Consider the following 15,612-nt stretch of genomic DNA (forward strand, 5'->3'; position numbering starts at 1 on the left):
CCTAACCTCGCCGGGCTAACGGGTTAAAAAAGGCATGCAAAATTTCTGTTAGCATGTTGATGGTGATCACCATGGTAGATATAACTAACAGGCCGGCCTGAATCGCCGGATAATTGCGTTGGTAAATACTATCAATCAGCCAGCGACCGATACCTGGCCAGGAGAAAATGACTTCAGTCAGCATTGCCAGGGTAATCAGCGTACTGAATTGTAGTCCGATTTGGCGAATTACAGGTAGTAGAGCATTGCGCAGGCCATGGCGATAAAGTACCTGACCGCGGTTTAACCCTTTTGCTCTGGCGGTTTTAATGTAGTTTTGTTCCCAGACATTTAGCATGGCGTCGCGGACAAAGCTGATCATTACCGTGGTTGGGAATGTTGCCAGCACAATAGTTGGCAGCAGCAAATGTTGCAGTGCGTTGTAAAGCGCTTCACTGCGATAGTCAATGTCTGCCAGTAAAATGTCATACAGCATAAAGCCACTGCTATGGGGGATTTCGTACAACACACCAATGCGGCCGGCGGATGGCAACAAACCCAGAGCAAGCGAGAAAAACATAATTAATAATAAACCCCACCAGAATATTGGTAGCGAATAGCCGACCATCGCAATGGCAGAAATGGATTTTCCAACAAAACTGTCCGGTTTAAACGCTGCTACGATCCCCAGTGGAATGCCAATCACAAAAGATAGCAATAAGGCATAGGAAGCCAGCTCCAGCGTCGCGGGTAAGAGTAGTTGTATTTCTTGCAGTAGAGGTTGCTGACTGGCAAAAGACTGGCCCCAATCGCCATGGGCAATCCTGGTTAAAAAAGCCAGATATTGCTGCAGAATATTGTGGTCCAGCTGATAGTAGCTAATCAGTTGCTGGCGCTGGCTGTCGTCAATTTGCCGCAATCCACTGAGATTTTGCACAATATCGCCGGGAAATAAATAACTAAGACTAAACGCCAGCAAACTGAGCGCCAGAAAAACAAATGCCATCAAAAATAGGCGTCGGAGCAGATAGCGGGTCATGGTTCAACCCTTGCTGCGTGCTGCAGGGAAATTCCACCATAAGGGTTAATAGTTACACCGCTCACTGAGCTACTTATCGCCTGAAAGCGCTGGGAATGGGCAATGGCGACCAAAGGCTGTTGTTGATGCAAATATTGTTGTGCAGTTAAATACAGGGCGCGACGCTGTTGCTGATTGGCCGTTAACAAGGCCTTACTGATAATTTCATCAAACAGCGGATCGCACCAGTTAGCCCGGTTACTGCCACTATCTCTTGCCGCGCAGCTAAGCAGCGGGCGGAAAAAATTATCGGGGTCGGGGTTATCTGCTGCCCAGCCAATTAATACCGAGTCATGTTCAAAGTTGCCTAATTTCTGCCGGAAGCTGTTCCATTCATACGAAACAATATTGGCTTTAACGCCAATCTGGGCCAAATCGGCCTGCATTAACTCAGCCATTTTAAGCGCATTGGGATTGTATAAACGCTGCACCGGCATAGCCCAGATATCCATCGTAAAGCCATTTGGATAACCCGCTTCTGCCAGCAATGTCCTTGCTTTCGCTGGTGAGTAAACCGGCGCTGGCAGACCATCATTGTAGGCCCAGGATGTCGGCGGTAAGATACCGTAAGCTGGCGTTGCCTGGCCATAATATACCGCCTGCAAAATAGCAGCCCGGTTGATCGCCATTGCCAGTGCTTGTCGCACTGCGAGTTGATCAAAAGGCGGCTTCTGAGTGTTAAACGCCCAGAAGCCGACATTCATGCTGGTGCTTTCCTGTACTGTTACATCTGGTCGGGCAGCAATCAGTTCTAACTCCGCAACCCGGGGATAGGAAACGATATCACATTCGTGGGTGAACAACTTAGCCATCCGTCTGGCGTTGTTTGGCACAATATCAAATACCAATTGCTCAGGTTGGGTATCACCACGCCAATAGTCATTGTTACGGTATAGCCTGACCAGAATATCTTTCTGGTACTCTCTGAAACGGAACGGGCCGGTACCAATGGGTAAGCGATCAATCTGGCCCGGCTGTTTGTCAGCCAGTAGTTGCTGACCATACTCTGCCGACAGAATTGCCGCAAAATCAGTTGTCAGATTTGATAAAAACGAACTATCAGGCCGTTGCAATTCAAAAACAACAGTACTGCTATCGATCGCCTCTACCTGTTTTACCAGGCCGGCCCAATCGACACTTTGAAAGTATGGGTAAACCCCGCCACCTTGCAAATGAAACGGATGCAGTGGGTCGGTGATCCGGTTAAAAGTAAACACCACATCGTCGGCGTTAAAGTTACGGCCTGGCGAAAAGTAGCGGGTGGTGTGAAAGCTGACATCATCCCGCAAGGTAAATTGATAACTGGTACCGTCCGTACTGACCTGCCAGTCGGTGGCCAGGCCAGCAATAATATCGCCGTTGTCGGGGTTAATATCGACCAACCTGTCGTATAACTGCTGGCTGATAATATCGATAGTGGTGCCGGAGGTGACAAGCTGTGGATTAAAACTCTCCGGAGAACCTTCAGAGCAATATACCAGGCCACTGCGTGCTGTTTCAGGCAACTGTGGCTGACAGCCGGCAATCAGCAGCAAAGCTGCCAGTACTGCACCGCGGGACATCGGGTAGTGAAAATTATTGATAGTCAAATTCATCCCTGCTGACTTTCCAGCAACTGATACTTTTTCATATAACCACGTAACTGATGATAGGTCAGGTTAAGTAAGTCTGCGGTTTTTTTCTGATTGTACTGGCTGGCACTGAGTGCATCTTTAATTAATTTCACTTCAAAATCCTGCGACAGGGTTTTGAAATCGACGCCGCTACTGAAATCAATATGGTCATTTGCAGGAGTACCGGTAGTCGTCAGCTGACTATTATCCGGAGAATTAATTGCAGGTGCCAGCGGTTCCGATGCTTTCTGTGTCGTTTGTGGCCGGGTTTTGATACGTTGGGTTGGCCTGTATGCCGATTCAAAAGGGTTTAACTGGATATGGTGCACTGGTACATAAGGATTGTTGGTACGGTATACGCTACGTTCTACCACATTTTTTAATTCCCGTACGTTACCAGGCCAGTGATAGTCAAGCAGGGTGTTTTTCGCCTTTTCGCTAAAGCCACTGAACAGTTCAAAGCCAAGTTCTCTGGCCATATTCATTGCAAAATGTTCGGCCAGCAGCAAAATATCTTCCCGGCGTTCGCGCATGGGCGGCAGGGTAATAACATCAAAGGCCAGCCTGTCGAGTAAGTCTGCCCTGAATTCACCGTTTTCGGCCATCGAGGGTAAATCTTCGTTAGTGGCACACACTAACCGGACGTCAACCCGCACCGGCCTGCTGCCACCAACCCTTTCAAATTCACCGTATTCAATGACCCGTAGTAACTTTTCCTGCACCAGTGCCGGGGTATTAGCCAGTTCATCCAGAAATAAAGTGCCGCCGTTTGCCCGTTCAAACCGGCCTTCATGCCGTTTACCTGCGCCGGTAAAAGCACCTGCTTCGTGACCAAATAATTCACTCTCCAGCAGGTTTTCATTGAGTGCGGCACAGTTCAGAGTCAGGTATTGCTGATCCCAACGCTGAGAAAGAAAGTGCAAGCGGGCGGCAATCAGCTCTTTACCGGTGCCCCGTTCGCCGATAATTAACACCGGTTTATCCAGTGGTGCCAGTTGCGACACCTGATCCAGCACATTGAGAAAACTATTGGCCTGGCCAATCAGGTTATCTTGTTGGTATTTTCTATTCATTGGCAGCTACTAAGTAGTTAATTTGGCTAATAAGTAGTGTATTTCATAAACCGCAGGAGCTAAAGCTTTTGTTTGAAATAAATAAAATTATTAAAAATTAATACGTTATGATAATTTACAAAGTTGGCAAGAAACCTGAATAAGCAATAGCGTAATAACATCAACAGACAGAGGTAACTAAGATGGGTATTTTTTCACGCTTTTCAGACATTGTGAACTCAAACATCAATTCGTTGCTGGATAAAGCCGAAGATCCGGAAAAAATGGTACGGCTGATTATTCAGGAGATGGAAGATACGCTGGTAGAAGTACGTTCTTCTTCTGCCAAGACAATTGCCGAGAAAAAGGATTTGCAACGGGTCGTCAACAGACTGCAGGGTGAAGCGGAAGACTGGCAGGCGAAAGCTGAGCTGGCACTAAGTAAAGATCGCGATGATCTGGCCCGCGCTGCCTTGATTGAAAAACAAAAAGCCGCTGAACAGGCTGAGGCATTACTGCGTGATATTGCAGTACTGGACGAACATATCAGTAAATTGCAGGATGAAGTGTCTCAGCTGCAGGAAAAGCTGGCCGATGCTAAAGCCCGCCAGAAATCTATGCTGATGCGTCGCACCACGGTTGAGAACCGGCTGGAAGTGAAAAAGTCACTTGATAGCAACCGGATCAATGATGCGATGTATAAGTTTGAACGCTATGAGCAGAAAATTGATTCGCTGGAAGCGCAGGTCGAGTCTTATGATTTGGGCAAGAAAAGCCTGAAAGACGAGTTTGCAGAACTGGCGGCGCAAGATAAAATAGATGGCGAACTTGCTGAGTTAAAAGCCAAAGTCACCAAAAAAACCAGTAAAGGAGACGCCTGATTTCAGGCGTCGCAGGAGCAGCTAAATGGATATTCATGAGTTAATTTTTGTGCCACTGATCCTGTTCATGATCTTTGTGGCACCCTTATGGGTAATTATGCATTATCGCAGCAAGGGTAAAATTCAGCAGGGCTTAACCGATGTTGAGCTACAACAGTTGAACAGTCTGGCGGCCCGGGCAGAGAAAATGGCCGAGCGCATTCATACCCTGGAAGCGATTCTAGATGCCGAAAGCCCGCAGTGGAGAAACCAACATGACTAAGCCAAAACGGGAATTACTACGTGATGACGTGAATGGTAAAGTAGCCGGGGTGTGTGCCGGGGTAGCTGACTACTTTGGCTGGGAAACCTGGTTGGTACGGTTAGTCACCGTATCTGCCGTTTTTCTTGGTGTAGGCTGGTTTGTGCCGGCGTTGTATATTGCCGGCTGGATGGTGCTTGAAAAAAAGTCAGTCGTTGCAGCTAAGCGGTCGTCCAGCGGCGTTGCAGCGGCGGAAGAGCCCAGTGTTGAGGTTAAAACCCGGGTATGGCAGCGCGGTGAGCCACCAAAACAAGCCTTGCAACATCTGGCGAATCGCTATAATAGTCTGGAACTGAGGCTGCAGGATATGGAACGCCATGTAACATCAAGCCGCTTTCAGTTGAACCGGGAATTTAATAACTTATAAACGGAGCTTTATGAGCTGGCTTGATAAGCTGCAGCATCAAAGTCGTCAATTACGCCACCGCGCCCTGGACCGGCATGTCCGGCTGGGTGTTACAGGCTTAAGTGGGGCAGGTAAAACTGCCTTTATTACCTCGCTGGTTCATCAACTTACTCAGGGCGATAGCCCGCAAAATCTGCCTTTTTTTGGCGTGGTGCAGCAAGGTCGGTATCTGGGAGGCAGACTGGCTGCAGAACAGGCTTTGACCATACCGCGCTTTCCGTTTGAACATAACCTGAGCTTTTTACAGCAACAACAGCCACAGTGGCCACCTTCCACCACGGGCTGGAGCCAACTCAGCCTGGCACTGCGCTATAAAGCAGGCCAGGGGCTGCGTTCTCACTTGCAATCATACAGCGAACTGGAGCTGGATATTGTTGATTACCCGGGTGAATGGCTGCTGGATTTGCCGCTGTTGCAGCTTGATTATCAGCAGTGGTGCGAGTTCAGCTGGCAATTATTTGCTAAGCCGCATCGCCAGGCACTGGCGGCTGAATTTAAGCACCTGCTTGTTGATACCGACCTGACTGATGCCAGTGAAAGTCAGCTGCAAGCGTTAACTGACGCCTATAAAAAACTGTTACAGCAATTCAGTAGTACAGCCGGAACCTATTTAAACCAGCCTGGCCGTTTATTAGTGCCAGGTGAGCTGGCAGGTGCGCCTATGTTGCAGTTAGTGCCGCTACTGCCTGAACAGCTGGCAGAACACACTGCCCTGACATCAAAACTGACCAGCCATTATCAAAGTTATCGTGACTATGTAGTGAAACCCTTTTATAAGCAGCACTTTTCGCAGCTGGATCGCCAGGTCGTGCTGGTAGATTGCTTAAGTGCCCTGAATGCCGGGGCTGCTGCGACAGAGGAGCTAAGTCAGGCGCTGCAGCTGATTATGCAGAGTTTCAATTATGGGCCATCCAGTCTGTTACGACGTTTGTTTAAACCACAAATCAGCAAGGTGTTATTTGCCGCCAGTAAGGCTGATCACGTTACACCTGAGCAGCACCAGGCATTGACTCTGTTGCTGCAGAATTTGCTGCGCCAGCCGCTGAAGCAGACGACTTATCAGCTGGCAAAGACCGAAGCGATGGCGTTGGCAGCGCTAAGCGCCAGTCAGACAGGTTATATTGAACAAAGTGGCCAGAAACAGGTTTGTTTGTCGGGGATAGATAGTGAATCCGGTAACAAAATCAGTTTATTCCCCGGTGATGTTCCGGCCGAGGTGCCGGATGACACTGTCTTTGCCAGTCATAAGTTCAGCTTCCCATCATTTTTGCCGTTGTCACTGGCTGCGAACGCCAACCTGCCGCATATCCGGATGGATCATGCCTTACAGTTTTTGTTGGGAGATAAGTTACGATGAAGCCGTTAAAGCCCGCTCAGTTTTTTAGCTCCGGCGAGCAAGGCCCTCAGCAGGCAAAGCCTGTGTTAAAAGCCCGGGCTGAGTTTGATTATGCCGACTGGCAAAGTGAGCCTGAAGCTGTTGCAGAGCCGCTGACAGCAAAACCTGCAGTATTAAGTAAGTTAATTTGGCTGGCATTGTTCAGCCTGGTGGTGCTTGCTTGCTGGCAATGGGTAGATACGTTAGTCATCAGTTGGCAGCAAAACACGCTAAAGGGCGTGATTTTTAGTCTGTTGAGTACAGCAGTGCTTGTTGTGGCGCTCTGGCTGCTATGGCGGGAATGGCGGTTATGGCGACGGCTGCAGCAAAACAGCTATTGGCAGCGCAGCGCAGCGCGCATTGCGCAAAGCGTTCAGTATGGCGAGGCCGATGTGTTATGTCAGGACATTATCAGGCAATTACCTGCCACACCGACCTTACACATTACTGCTCAGCAATGGCAGGAGGCGGCCCAACCCCAACATAGTGATCTGGAAAAGCTACAGTTGCTTGACAAGATAGTACTTGAACCACTGGACACCCAGGCAAAAGCAATAGTCTGGCGGGCAGGCACTGATACCAGTCTGGCCGTGGCAGTAATTCCGTTTGCATTGATAGATATGTTAATGGTGGTCTGGCGCAGCAGCCGGATGGTTCGTCAGCTTGCCGCCCTGTATGGCGCACCGGTGGGCCAGTTGCGTAGCCTGGTTATGTTAAAACGTGCCTTAGCGGCAATACTCTGGGCAGGTGGCAGCGAATTAGCACTGGATATGGCATCAGATGTCATGAGTAGCGAACTGACCGCCAAATTATCGGCCAGAGCAGGGCATGGGGTTATTGCCGGTATGCTTGTTGCGCGGCTGGGTAATATGGCTATGCAACAGTTACGGCCGCTGCCGCTGGCTGAAAAACAGCGGATTAATGTTGCTAAACTGAGTCAGAGTTTAATTCAGCGCTTGCGTGGACAAAACACTGCCAGCGAAAGTTGACAAATTTTATAAGAAAATTTGTAACGGCCAGACTGCAAGATGTCTGGCATGCTTCCAAAAATTGAGATTTCTGCTAAACCTGTGCGGGTCTTTAATTACCTTACGCAGTTATCTCATGCATACTAAAAATGTTCACCCGCATACCTTGTGTATTCACGCGGGTAAAGAAAAGAATCAACATGGCACCTTGGCCACACCTTTGTACCAGACCTCAACTTTTGTATTTGATAATGCCGAGCAGGGGGCTGCCCGTTTTGCCGGCGAACAGGAAGGGTATATTTACACCCGGTTGGGCAACCCGACCACTCGCGAGTTGGAGCAAAAAATTGCTGCTCTGGAAGGGATGGACGATGCCGCTGCAACTGCGACCGGCATGGGCGCAGTCGCCGCCAGTACCATGGCATTTTTACAGCATGGCGATCACCTGATTGCCAGTAAAGCGATTTATGGTTGTAGCTTTGCCTTGTTTAATCATATGTTTGCCCGTTATGGTATTGAGGTCAGTTTTGTCGATATGACTGACCATGCTGCAGTAGCCGCGGCGCTTAAAACCAATACCAAAATGTTATTTGCTGAAACACCAATAAACCCCAATCTGGTCGTGCTCGACCTGGCGTTTTTAGGCCAGTTCTGCCAGCAACATAAGCTGATCTCGGTTGTCGACAATACCTTTTTAACCCCACTGCTGCAGCAGCCAGGCCGGTTTGGTATAGATATTATTATCCACAGCGCCACCAAGTACCTGAATGGCCATGGCGATGTAGTCGCCGGGATTATTGTGGCTGACAGTGAAAAAATTGCCACGATAAAGATGACCACGTTAAAAGATATGGGTGCGACCATCAGTCCACACGATGCCTGGCTGATCATCCGGGGTTTAAAAACCCTGGCAGTGAGAATGGAGCGTCATTGTCAGAATGCGCAACAGGTCGCTGAGTTTTTACAGGCGCACCCGGCTGTGAAAGAGGTATATTACCCTGGCCTGCCCAGCCATCCCGGCTATCGTTTTTTAGGAGAGCAAATGCAAGGGGCGGGCGGCGTACTGGCGTTTGAACTGAATGCCAGCCTTGAACAAAGCCGTTTTTTTATTAATCAGTGCCGGTTATTAAGTTTGGCGGTAAGTCTTGGCGATGCTGAATCCCTTATTCAACATCCTGCTTCTATGACACATAGCCCTTATACGCCGGAAGAACGGCAAATGGCAGGGATCAGTGATGGCCTTATCCGGGTGTCGGTAGGCTTAGAACATGTTGCTGATATTATCGCTGATTTAGAGCAGGCACTTGAAAAGATGCAGCAACAGGCCTGAACCCCTGCAATGCTGCGGCCTTGCCAGTGGTTGTAACTTTAACTTTACGACAGTAGCCGCAGCTTTACAGGGCTTTTCGTGAGCTCACGATACACAGTCATAGTCTTATCCTCTAGTATCCGGTCTACCAATAAAGCGGCCTGAGCCGCTAAGCTATTTGCAACAGGTTGTATAATGAGCAAGACAAGTCAGTATGTATCCAAACAGTCGGATGACAATGGTATTATTGCCTGGTCAGACGAAGATAATCAGATTTGGCACGAACTGATTACCCGCCAGCTCGGTGTGATTGAGGGCAAAGCGTGTAATGAGTTTCTGGCCGGACTGGAAAAGTTGCAGTTGCCAACCGACCGTATTCCGCAGTTGGAAGAAGTGAGTAAAGTATTACGTGCGACTACTGGCTGGGAATGTGCAGAAGTCCCGGCGTTGATAAGTTTCGATAAATTTTTTGAGTTGCTGGCCAATAAGCGCTTTCCGGTAGCGACGTTCATTCGCTCCCGCGAAGAGTTTGATTATCTGCAGGAACCGGATATTTTCCATGAAATTTTCGGTCATTGCGCTATGCTGACTAATCCGGCTTTTGCTGAATTTACCCATATGTACGGCAAAATAGGCTTGGCCGCCAGCAAGCAGGATCGGGTATTTCTGGCCAGGTTGTACTGGTTCACCATTGAGTTTGGTTTATTAAAAACGGCTGATGGCTTACGGATCTACGGTGGGGGGATTTTATCCTCTCCGGGCGAAACAATTTATGCCCTGGAATCTGACACGCCAGAGCGTAAACCCTTCGATGCTGTTGATATTCTGCGAACCCCATACCGGATAGATATCATGCAGCCGATTTACTTTTTACTGAACGACATCGACGATTTATTTGATGTCGCTCATTTAGACATGATGACACTGGTTGAACAAGCCAAGGCTCTGGGGCTGCATGCACCGCGATTTGAACCTAAACAAAAACAAGCAAGTTAGGAACTGGAATGACTGAATTAACTGCAATGAAATGCGAAGCCTGTAAGGCAGACGCCCCAAAAGTCTCTGATGCTGAATTGCCGGAATTGATGCGGCAAATCCCGGACTGGACCCCGGTATCCCGTGACGGTATCTTGCAACTTGAGCGGTTATATAAATTTAAAAATTTTAAGCAAGCCTGGGCGTTCCACAACAAAGTTGCGCAACTGGCTGAAGATGAAGGCCATCATCCTGCCTTGTTACTTGAGTGGGGCAAGCTGACGGTGACCTGGTGGTCACATTCGATCAAAGGTCTGCACAAAAACGATTTTATCTGTGCAGCAAAAACTGATAGTTTACTGGCTGATTAACCCTGATATTCTGATTCTGCGCCAATAACCTTCTGTTATTGGCGCTCCCTTTCTGTTGGTTTGCCTTCCCTGAAAATACGCCGTTTAACCCGCGTCCTGCCGTGCCTCAGGCTGCTTCTGACGTATTTGTTCACATATCTTTACAAAATTGCTGGTCTGACGATGGTTTGATACCGTATTATGTAGCCATTAACTGGTCTCGGAGTATGTCGCTGTTATGCGTTTAGAAATTCAATGTCAGAACCGCCTGGGGTTGGCTCAGGAGGTACTCAATATTCTGGTGGGTTATCAGCTCGACTTACGCGGGATTGAGGTGGACCCGTCGCTCAACCGGATGTATGTATCCTTTCCAACAGTTAACTTTGAGAAGTTTCAGGAACTGATGGCAAAAATGCGCCGGATTGCTGGCGTAGAAGATGTTAAAACAACGGCTTTTTTACCCTCCGAACGTGAGCATAATGAGCTGACAACCTTACTGAAGACCCTGCCAGATGGCCTGATTGCCATTGATATTAAAGCCAATGTTACTGTGATAAATGATGCTGCACTGGAAGCGTTATCGGTGGCCCAGCAGGATATTCAGGGCCAGTCACTGCAAGGTATGGTGAAGGGCTTCAATTTTCAGCGCTGGCTGGAAAGCGACGAAGTACTGGCGCAAACCCGCCGTTTTGAAATACATGGCAAACGTTTTATCGCTGATATTTTACCGGTAATGGTCCCGGATGAAACGGGCCATGAAATATTGGCCGGGGCGGTTATAAATTTAAAATCTGAAAGCCGTTTAGGTCAGCATATGGTCGCGTTTAAGAAAGGCGATCAGGAGAGCTTTAATACTTTGCAGGCTAACAGCAACCTGATGCGCAAAGTAGTGCGGGAAGCCAAAAAAATGGCACAGCTGGACGCTCCTATTCTGATTATGGGGGAAACCGGTACCGGTAAAGAGCTGTTGGCCAGGGCATGTCACGCCGCTGGCAGTCGCGCTGCCAAGCCATTTTTGGCAGTAAACTGCGCCTCTCTGCCAGATAACGTTGCTGAATCTGAGTTATTTGGTTACGGCTCCAATGCGTTTGCCGGCAGTAGCGAAGGCAAAAAAGGTATTTTTGAACAGGCCAATGGCGGTAGCGTGTTTCTGGATGAAGTGGGCGAGATGTCCACCCAGCTGCAAACGAAGTTAATCCGCTTTTTACAGGACGGCAGCTTCCGGCGCGTTGCTGATGAGAACGAAGTAAAAGTAGATGTAAGGGTCATTTGTACCACCCAGAAAGATTTACCCGGCATGGTACAGGAAGGACGTTTTCGGGAAGACTTATTTTACCGGTTGAATGTACTAACCCTGACGTTACCGCCGCTGCGGGAACGTCGGCAAGACGTTGTGCCACTGGCAGAATTCTTTATTGCCCGTTTTGCGGCGAGGTTGGGCCGTAAAGCACCACGGCTAACCGAGAGTTGCAGCCAGTTTTTGCAGCAATATCCGTGGCCGGGTAATGTGCGTCAGCTGGAAAACGCCTTGTATCGGGCGGTTACACTGCTGGATGGCTATGAACTGGAAAAAGACCATTTGCAGTTACCCAGCTACACCAGCGACTTTGGTTATCTGGAACAGGACTTTGATGGCACCCTGGATGAAGCCGTTAAAAGGTTTGAAGCAAATCTGCTGCGTAAGTTATATCCTGCTTACCCGAGCTCCCGCCAGCTGGCGAAAAAACTTGGCCTTAGTCATACCGCGGTCGCCAACAAGTTGCGTGATTACGGCATAAACCGCAAGACTGTAAAAATATAATTACATCTTTGTCTGAAAATGTTTACTTTTGTGAGGCTGGCAGGCTTATCTGTCGGCCCTTTTGTTAGGGTAAACTGCTAATTTGCCTATTCGTACTTATTTCTGTACGAATTTAGCTGTTAAGCATCTCATTACCGCAGCAACTCCGCCTCTTCCTTTTTTCGTTGTTAAGCGCATGATAGCGCCCACATTCGTTGTTCGGAGAATCTCTTCATGCCACATACAAAAAATACAATTAATCCGCTGGGTACCGATGGTTTTGAGTTTGTTGAATATACTGCCGCTGATGCTGATGGCATTCAGAAACTAAAAGATTTGTTTTATTCACTTGGCTTTACCGAAGTCGCGAAGCATCGTTCAAAACAGGCCTGGCTATACAAACAGGGCGATATCAATTTTATTATCAATGCTGAACCAAATTCACAAGCAGAGGAGTTTGCAAGACTGCATGGCCCGTCAGTTTGTGCCATGGCCTTTCGCGTAACTGATGCCGCGGCTGCGCTGAAACATGCGCTGGCCAATGGCGCTAAAGAGTATAAAAACCAGGTCGGACCGATGGAGCTGAATATTCCAGCTGTCTATGGTATCGGCAGCAGCTTGTTGTATTTTGTTGACCGTTATGGTGCCAGTTCGGTATATGACATTGACTTCAAATACTATGACAACTGGCAGGTTGAGATGGCGAAGCATGGTGTTGGCCTGGAAGTGCTGGATCATTTAACTCATAACGTGATGCGCGGCAATATGAACCTCTGGGCCGGTTTTTATGAAAATATCGGTAATTTTCGTGAAATCCGCTATTTTGATATCGAGGGCAAGCTGACCGGGCTGGTATCCAAAGCCATGACTGCCCCTTGCGGTAAAATCCGTATTCCAATTAACGAATCGTCTGATGATAAGTCACAGATTGAAGAGTTTATTCGTGAATACAAAGGTGAAGGTATTCAGCATATTGCCCTGACCTCAGACAATATCTATGAAACAGTGCGTACTTTACGTAACCGTGGCATGGAATTTATGCCTACTCCGGAAACTTATTACAATAAAGTTAATGAGCGGGTAGAAGGCCACGAAGAAGATCTGGACCAGATGCGTGAGCTGCGGATCCTGATTGATGGCGCACCGATGAAAGACGGTATTTTGTTGCAGATTTTCACCAAAACCGTGATCGGTCCGGTATTTTTTGAAATTATTCAGCGCAAAGGCAACGAGGGCTTCGGTGAGGGCAACTTTAAAGCCTTGTTCGAGTCTATCGAAGAAGATCAAATTCAGCGCGGAGTATTAAGCGATGCGTAAATGGGCATCTTTTCCGATAAAGGAAGGTGATGTATCACGCCAGGCCCATGCCGATTTCCCGGAGCAGGCTATTTATGAGCGGGAAATTGGTCGCAGTGGCTTTTTTGGCCCGGCAACACACTTTCACCATACTCATGCGCCAACCGGTTGGAGTGACTGGCAGGGGCCGCTGCGGCCTCACCTTTTTAACTTTAACGAAATTGGCCGTGATAAGGCTCAATCCCCCTGGGCGGTGCCGGATTTACTGTTTAACAGCCACTGCAAAATGCGCACCTGGCGTTTGACAGACAGCATGAGCAAGCTGGCCCGCAATGCCGATGGTGATGAGCTGCTGTTTATCCATGAGGGCAGTGCCGAGCTGTATTGCGATTATGGCCATTTAAGTGTACGCGATGGCGATTACATCGTCATTCCGCGATCCACCATGTGGCGTTTAGTGCCAAATGAGCCGATGTTTATTCTGCTGATTGAAGCAACTAACGACAGCTATCAGTTACCAGAAAAAGGCCTGGTGGGTAATCATGCCATTTTTGACCCGGCCATGCTTGATACGCCGAAAATAAACGACGACTTTAAGGCGCAGTACAGCGAAGACAGCTGGCAGGTTGAAGTAAAACGCCATGGTCAGGTGTCTGTGATCACCTACCCCTATAATCCGCTGGATGCGATTGGCTGGCATGGCGATTTGGCGGTAATGCGGATTAACTGGCGTGATATCCGGCCGCTCATGAGCCACCGCTATCACTTACCCCCGTCGGCCCATACTACCTTTGTGGCCCAGCGTTTTGTGGTATGTACTTTTGTGCCACGGCCAATTGAAAGTGACCCTGGCGCGTTAAAAGTACCGTTTTATCATAACAATGACGATTATGATGAAGTGCTGTTTTACCATGCCGGTGACTTTTTTAGCCGCGACAATATTGAAAAGGGCATGGTAACTTTCCATCCGGCCGGTTTTACCCATGGTCCGCACCCGAAAGCCTTTGCTGCCGGGCGCGAGTATAAAAAGAAATTTACCGATGAGGTAGCGGTAATGCTTGATACCCGGGATGCGCTGGAAATGGGCGAGGCGGCACTGGCTACCGAAAACCCTGAGTACGTTAACAGCTGGAAAACCAAGCCACAGGTTTAAGCCGCAGAAACAGATTCAGTTAAGGAATAGTATGAAGTTAGCTAGTTTAAAAAATAATACCCGGGATGGCCAGTTAGTCGTGGTCAGCCGTGATTTAAGCCGTTGTATTGCTATCAGTGATATTGCCAACACCATGCAGCAGTTACTGGATAACTGGGCCGAATTATCTGTCAAAGCGGACACAGTATATCAGGCACTTAATGCCGGTAAGCTGGATGGCGAAATGGCGTTTGACCAGGCACAGTGCGAGTCACCCTTACCGCGGGCTTACCAATGGGCAGATGGCAGCGCTTATGTAAATCATGTTGAACTGGTGCGCAAAGCGCGCAACTCAGAGATGCCGCCAAGCTTCTGGACCGACCCGCTGATGTATCAGGGCGGTTCTGATGATTTTATTGGCCCACGTGATCCTATTGCCGCGGTGAGCACTGATCATGGTATCGATTTTGAAGGTGAAGTGGCGGTCATTACCGATGACGTCCCGATGGCGGTGAGCCCGGAGCAGGCGCTGGACAAAATACGGTTGCTGATGCTGGTCAACGACGTCTCGCTACGTGGCTTAATTCCAAACGAGCTGGCCAAAGGCTTTGGCTTTTTTCAGTCGAAGCCATCGTCAAGCTTCAGCCCGGTGGCCATTACGCCGGATGAACTTGGTGACAAGTGGCTGGACGGCCGGGTACACTTGCCCCTGCTGTCGACGTACAACGGTAAACCATTTGGTAAACCCAATGCCGGTATCGACATGACCTTTAACTTCGGCCAGCTGATTGCTCATGCTGCCAGAACTCGTAACCTGGGTGCCGGCGCCGTCATTGGTTCGGGAACCGTCTCAAATAAGCAGGGTACTGAGTATGGTACTGCTATTAACGAAGGTGGCGTAGGTTACAGCTGCATTGCCGAGATCCGGATGATTGAAACTATTCGCGATGGCAAACCAAGCACTGTTTTTATGCAATTTGGTGATACCATTAAAATAGAAATGCTGGATAGCGATGGCCAGAGTATTTTTGGTGCTATCGACCAGCAAGTGGTGCAATATAAAGCTTAACTATGTTCCTAGCGGATGCGGATGTACTTTTTTCTGCGACCGTTGAAG

Annotated in this window: 15 protein-coding genes; 12 read left to right on the forward strand and 3 right to left on the reverse strand. The window is 48.6% G+C overall.

The genetic code is table 11. From position 1 onward, the window contains the following. Position 1 precedes the first annotated feature (1 nt). From CRO03_RS13180 to pspF, 3 genes are read right to left on the reverse strand one after another with little or no spacing between them, the layout of a single operon-like run. Positions 2 to 1,018 (reverse strand): ABC transporter permease, encoded by a 1,017-nt coding sequence (locus CRO03_RS13180; RefSeq protein WP_097112096.1) that lies wholly within the window; start codon positions 1,016 to 1,018, stop codon positions 2 to 4. Further along, the gene (locus tag CRO03_RS13185; RefSeq protein ID WP_097112097.1) at positions 1,015 to 2,652 is read right to left on the reverse strand and encodes an ABC transporter substrate-binding protein; all 1,638 of its coding nucleotides are present in this window, start codon (positions 2,650 to 2,652) and stop codon (positions 1,015 to 1,017) included. The genes CRO03_RS13180 and CRO03_RS13185 overlap by 4 nt, the downstream gene beginning before the upstream one ends. Further along, positions 2,649 to 3,743, reverse strand: coding sequence for a phage shock protein operon transcriptional activator (pspF, locus tag CRO03_RS13190; RefSeq protein ID WP_097112098.1), 1,095 nt, complete (start codon positions 3,741 to 3,743; stop codon positions 2,649 to 2,651). The genes CRO03_RS13185 and pspF overlap by 4 nt, the downstream gene beginning before the upstream one ends. Before the next feature lie 182 nt (positions 3,744 to 3,925). Here pspF and pspA point away from each other — a divergent pair, with 182 nt between their 5' ends. From pspA to CRO03_RS13250, 12 genes are all read left to right on the forward strand, one after another. Next, complete coding sequence (gene pspA, locus CRO03_RS13195; RefSeq protein ID WP_097112099.1) at positions 3,926 to 4,603, forward strand: phage shock protein PspA; 678 nt, start codon at positions 3,926 to 3,928, stop codon at positions 4,601 to 4,603. 25 nt (positions 4,604 to 4,628) lie between these two features. Then, a complete protein-coding gene (gene pspB / locus CRO03_RS13200; RefSeq protein WP_097112100.1) occupies positions 4,629 to 4,865 on the forward strand; it encodes an envelope stress response membrane protein PspB in 237 nt (78 codons plus the stop codon). Further along, positions 4,858 to 5,271, forward strand: a complete 414-nt coding sequence (gene pspC, locus CRO03_RS13205) for an envelope stress response membrane protein PspC (RefSeq protein ID WP_097112101.1) — start codon at positions 4,858 to 4,860, stop codon at positions 5,269 to 5,271. Before pspB ends, pspC begins: the two co-directional genes overlap by 8 nt. A gap of 10 nt (positions 5,272 to 5,281) precedes the next feature. After that, positions 5,282 to 6,667, forward strand: coding sequence for a YcjX family protein (locus tag CRO03_RS13210; protein WP_097112102.1), 1,386 nt, complete (start codon positions 5,282 to 5,284; stop codon positions 6,665 to 6,667). Continuing rightward, positions 6,664 to 7,674 carry a TIGR01620 family protein gene (locus tag CRO03_RS13215; protein WP_097112103.1) on the forward strand — a complete coding sequence of 337 codons (1,011 nt, stop codon included), beginning with the start codon at positions 6,664 to 6,666 and terminating at the stop codon, positions 7,672 to 7,674. The genes CRO03_RS13210 and CRO03_RS13215 overlap by 4 nt, the downstream gene beginning before the upstream one ends. A 115-nt stretch (positions 7,675 to 7,789) precedes the next feature. Next, entirely contained in the window at positions 7,790 to 8,983 is a 1,194-nt protein-coding gene (locus CRO03_RS13220; RefSeq protein ID WP_097112104.1) for a trans-sulfuration enzyme family protein, read from the forward strand. Positions 8,984 to 9,157: 174 nt separating this feature from the next. After that, on the forward strand, positions 9,158 to 9,958 hold the full coding sequence (gene phhA / locus CRO03_RS13225) for a phenylalanine 4-monooxygenase (RefSeq protein WP_097112105.1): 801 nt from the start codon (positions 9,158 to 9,160) through the stop codon (positions 9,956 to 9,958). Positions 9,959 to 9,966: 8 nt separating this feature from the next. After that, positions 9,967 to 10,308 (forward strand): 4a-hydroxytetrahydrobiopterin dehydratase, encoded by a 342-nt coding sequence (locus CRO03_RS13230; RefSeq protein WP_097112106.1) that lies wholly within the window; start codon positions 9,967 to 9,969, stop codon positions 10,306 to 10,308. A 217-nt stretch (positions 10,309 to 10,525) separates the two neighbouring features. After that, positions 10,526 to 12,088 carry a transcriptional regulator TyrR gene (gene tyrR / locus CRO03_RS13235; protein ID WP_097112107.1) on the forward strand — a complete coding sequence of 521 codons (1,563 nt, stop codon included), beginning with the start codon at positions 10,526 to 10,528 and terminating at the stop codon, positions 12,086 to 12,088. Between the two features lie 213 nt (positions 12,089 to 12,301). Further along, complete coding sequence (hppD, locus tag CRO03_RS13240; protein WP_097112108.1) at positions 12,302 to 13,384, forward strand: 4-hydroxyphenylpyruvate dioxygenase; 1,083 nt, start codon at positions 12,302 to 12,304, stop codon at positions 13,382 to 13,384. Then, positions 13,377 to 14,516: a homogentisate 1,2-dioxygenase gene (locus CRO03_RS13245; RefSeq protein ID WP_097112109.1), complete on the forward strand. Its 1,140-nt coding sequence runs from the start codon at positions 13,377 to 13,379 to the stop codon at positions 14,514 to 14,516. Before hppD ends, CRO03_RS13245 begins: the two co-directional genes overlap by 8 nt. A gap of 31 nt (positions 14,517 to 14,547) precedes the next feature. Then, positions 14,548 to 15,564: a fumarylacetoacetate hydrolase family protein gene (locus CRO03_RS13250; protein WP_097112110.1), complete on the forward strand. Its 1,017-nt coding sequence runs from the start codon at positions 14,548 to 14,550 to the stop codon at positions 15,562 to 15,564. Positions 15,565 to 15,612: the final 48 nt, after the last annotated feature.

The organism is Arsukibacterium tuosuense (assembly GCF_900215315.1).
GTDB classification, from domain to species: Bacteria; Pseudomonadota; Gammaproteobacteria; order Enterobacterales; family Alteromonadaceae; genus Alishewanella; species Alishewanella tuosuense.

Excerpts from the sequence above, each read along its gene's own strand:
- CRO03_RS13215 (WP_097112103.1), top strand. The coding sequence starts at position 6,664 with ATGAAGCCGTTAAAGCCCGCTCAGTTTTTTAGCTCCGGCGAGCAAGGC.
- phhA (WP_097112105.1), top strand. The coding sequence starts at position 9,158 with ATGAGCAAGACAAGTCAGTATGTATCCAAACAGTCGGATGACAATGGT.
- CRO03_RS13245 (WP_097112109.1), top strand. The coding sequence starts at position 13,377 with ATGCGTAAATGGGCATCTTTTCCGATAAAGGAAGGTGATGTATCACGC.
- pspA (WP_097112099.1), top strand. The coding sequence starts at position 3,926 with ATGGGTATTTTTTCACGCTTTTCAGACATTGTGAACTCAAACATCAAT.
- pspF (WP_097112098.1), bottom strand. The coding sequence starts at position 3,743 with ATGAATAGAAAATACCAACAAGATAACCTGATTGGCCAGGCCAATAGT.
- CRO03_RS13180 (WP_097112096.1), bottom strand. The coding sequence starts at position 1,018 with ATGACCCGCTATCTGCTCCGACGCCTATTTTTGATGGCATTTGTTTTT.
- CRO03_RS13230 (WP_097112106.1), top strand. The coding sequence starts at position 9,967 with ATGACTGAATTAACTGCAATGAAATGCGAAGCCTGTAAGGCAGACGCC.
- CRO03_RS13210 (WP_097112102.1), top strand. The coding sequence starts at position 5,282 with ATGAGCTGGCTTGATAAGCTGCAGCATCAAAGTCGTCAATTACGCCAC.
- tyrR (WP_097112107.1), top strand. The coding sequence starts at position 10,526 with ATGCGTTTAGAAATTCAATGTCAGAACCGCCTGGGGTTGGCTCAGGAG.
- CRO03_RS13220 (WP_097112104.1), top strand. The coding sequence starts at position 7,790 with ATGCATACTAAAAATGTTCACCCGCATACCTTGTGTATTCACGCGGGT.
- CRO03_RS13185 (WP_097112097.1), bottom strand. The coding sequence starts at position 2,652 with ATGAATTTGACTATCAATAATTTTCACTACCCGATGTCCCGCGGTGCA.
- pspC (WP_097112101.1), top strand. The coding sequence starts at position 4,858 with ATGACTAAGCCAAAACGGGAATTACTACGTGATGACGTGAATGGTAAA.
- CRO03_RS13250 (WP_097112110.1), top strand. The coding sequence starts at position 14,548 with ATGAAGTTAGCTAGTTTAAAAAATAATACCCGGGATGGCCAGTTAGTC.
- pspB (WP_097112100.1), top strand. The coding sequence starts at position 4,629 with ATGGATATTCATGAGTTAATTTTTGTGCCACTGATCCTGTTCATGATC.
- hppD (WP_097112108.1), top strand. The coding sequence starts at position 12,302 with ATGCCACATACAAAAAATACAATTAATCCGCTGGGTACCGATGGTTTT.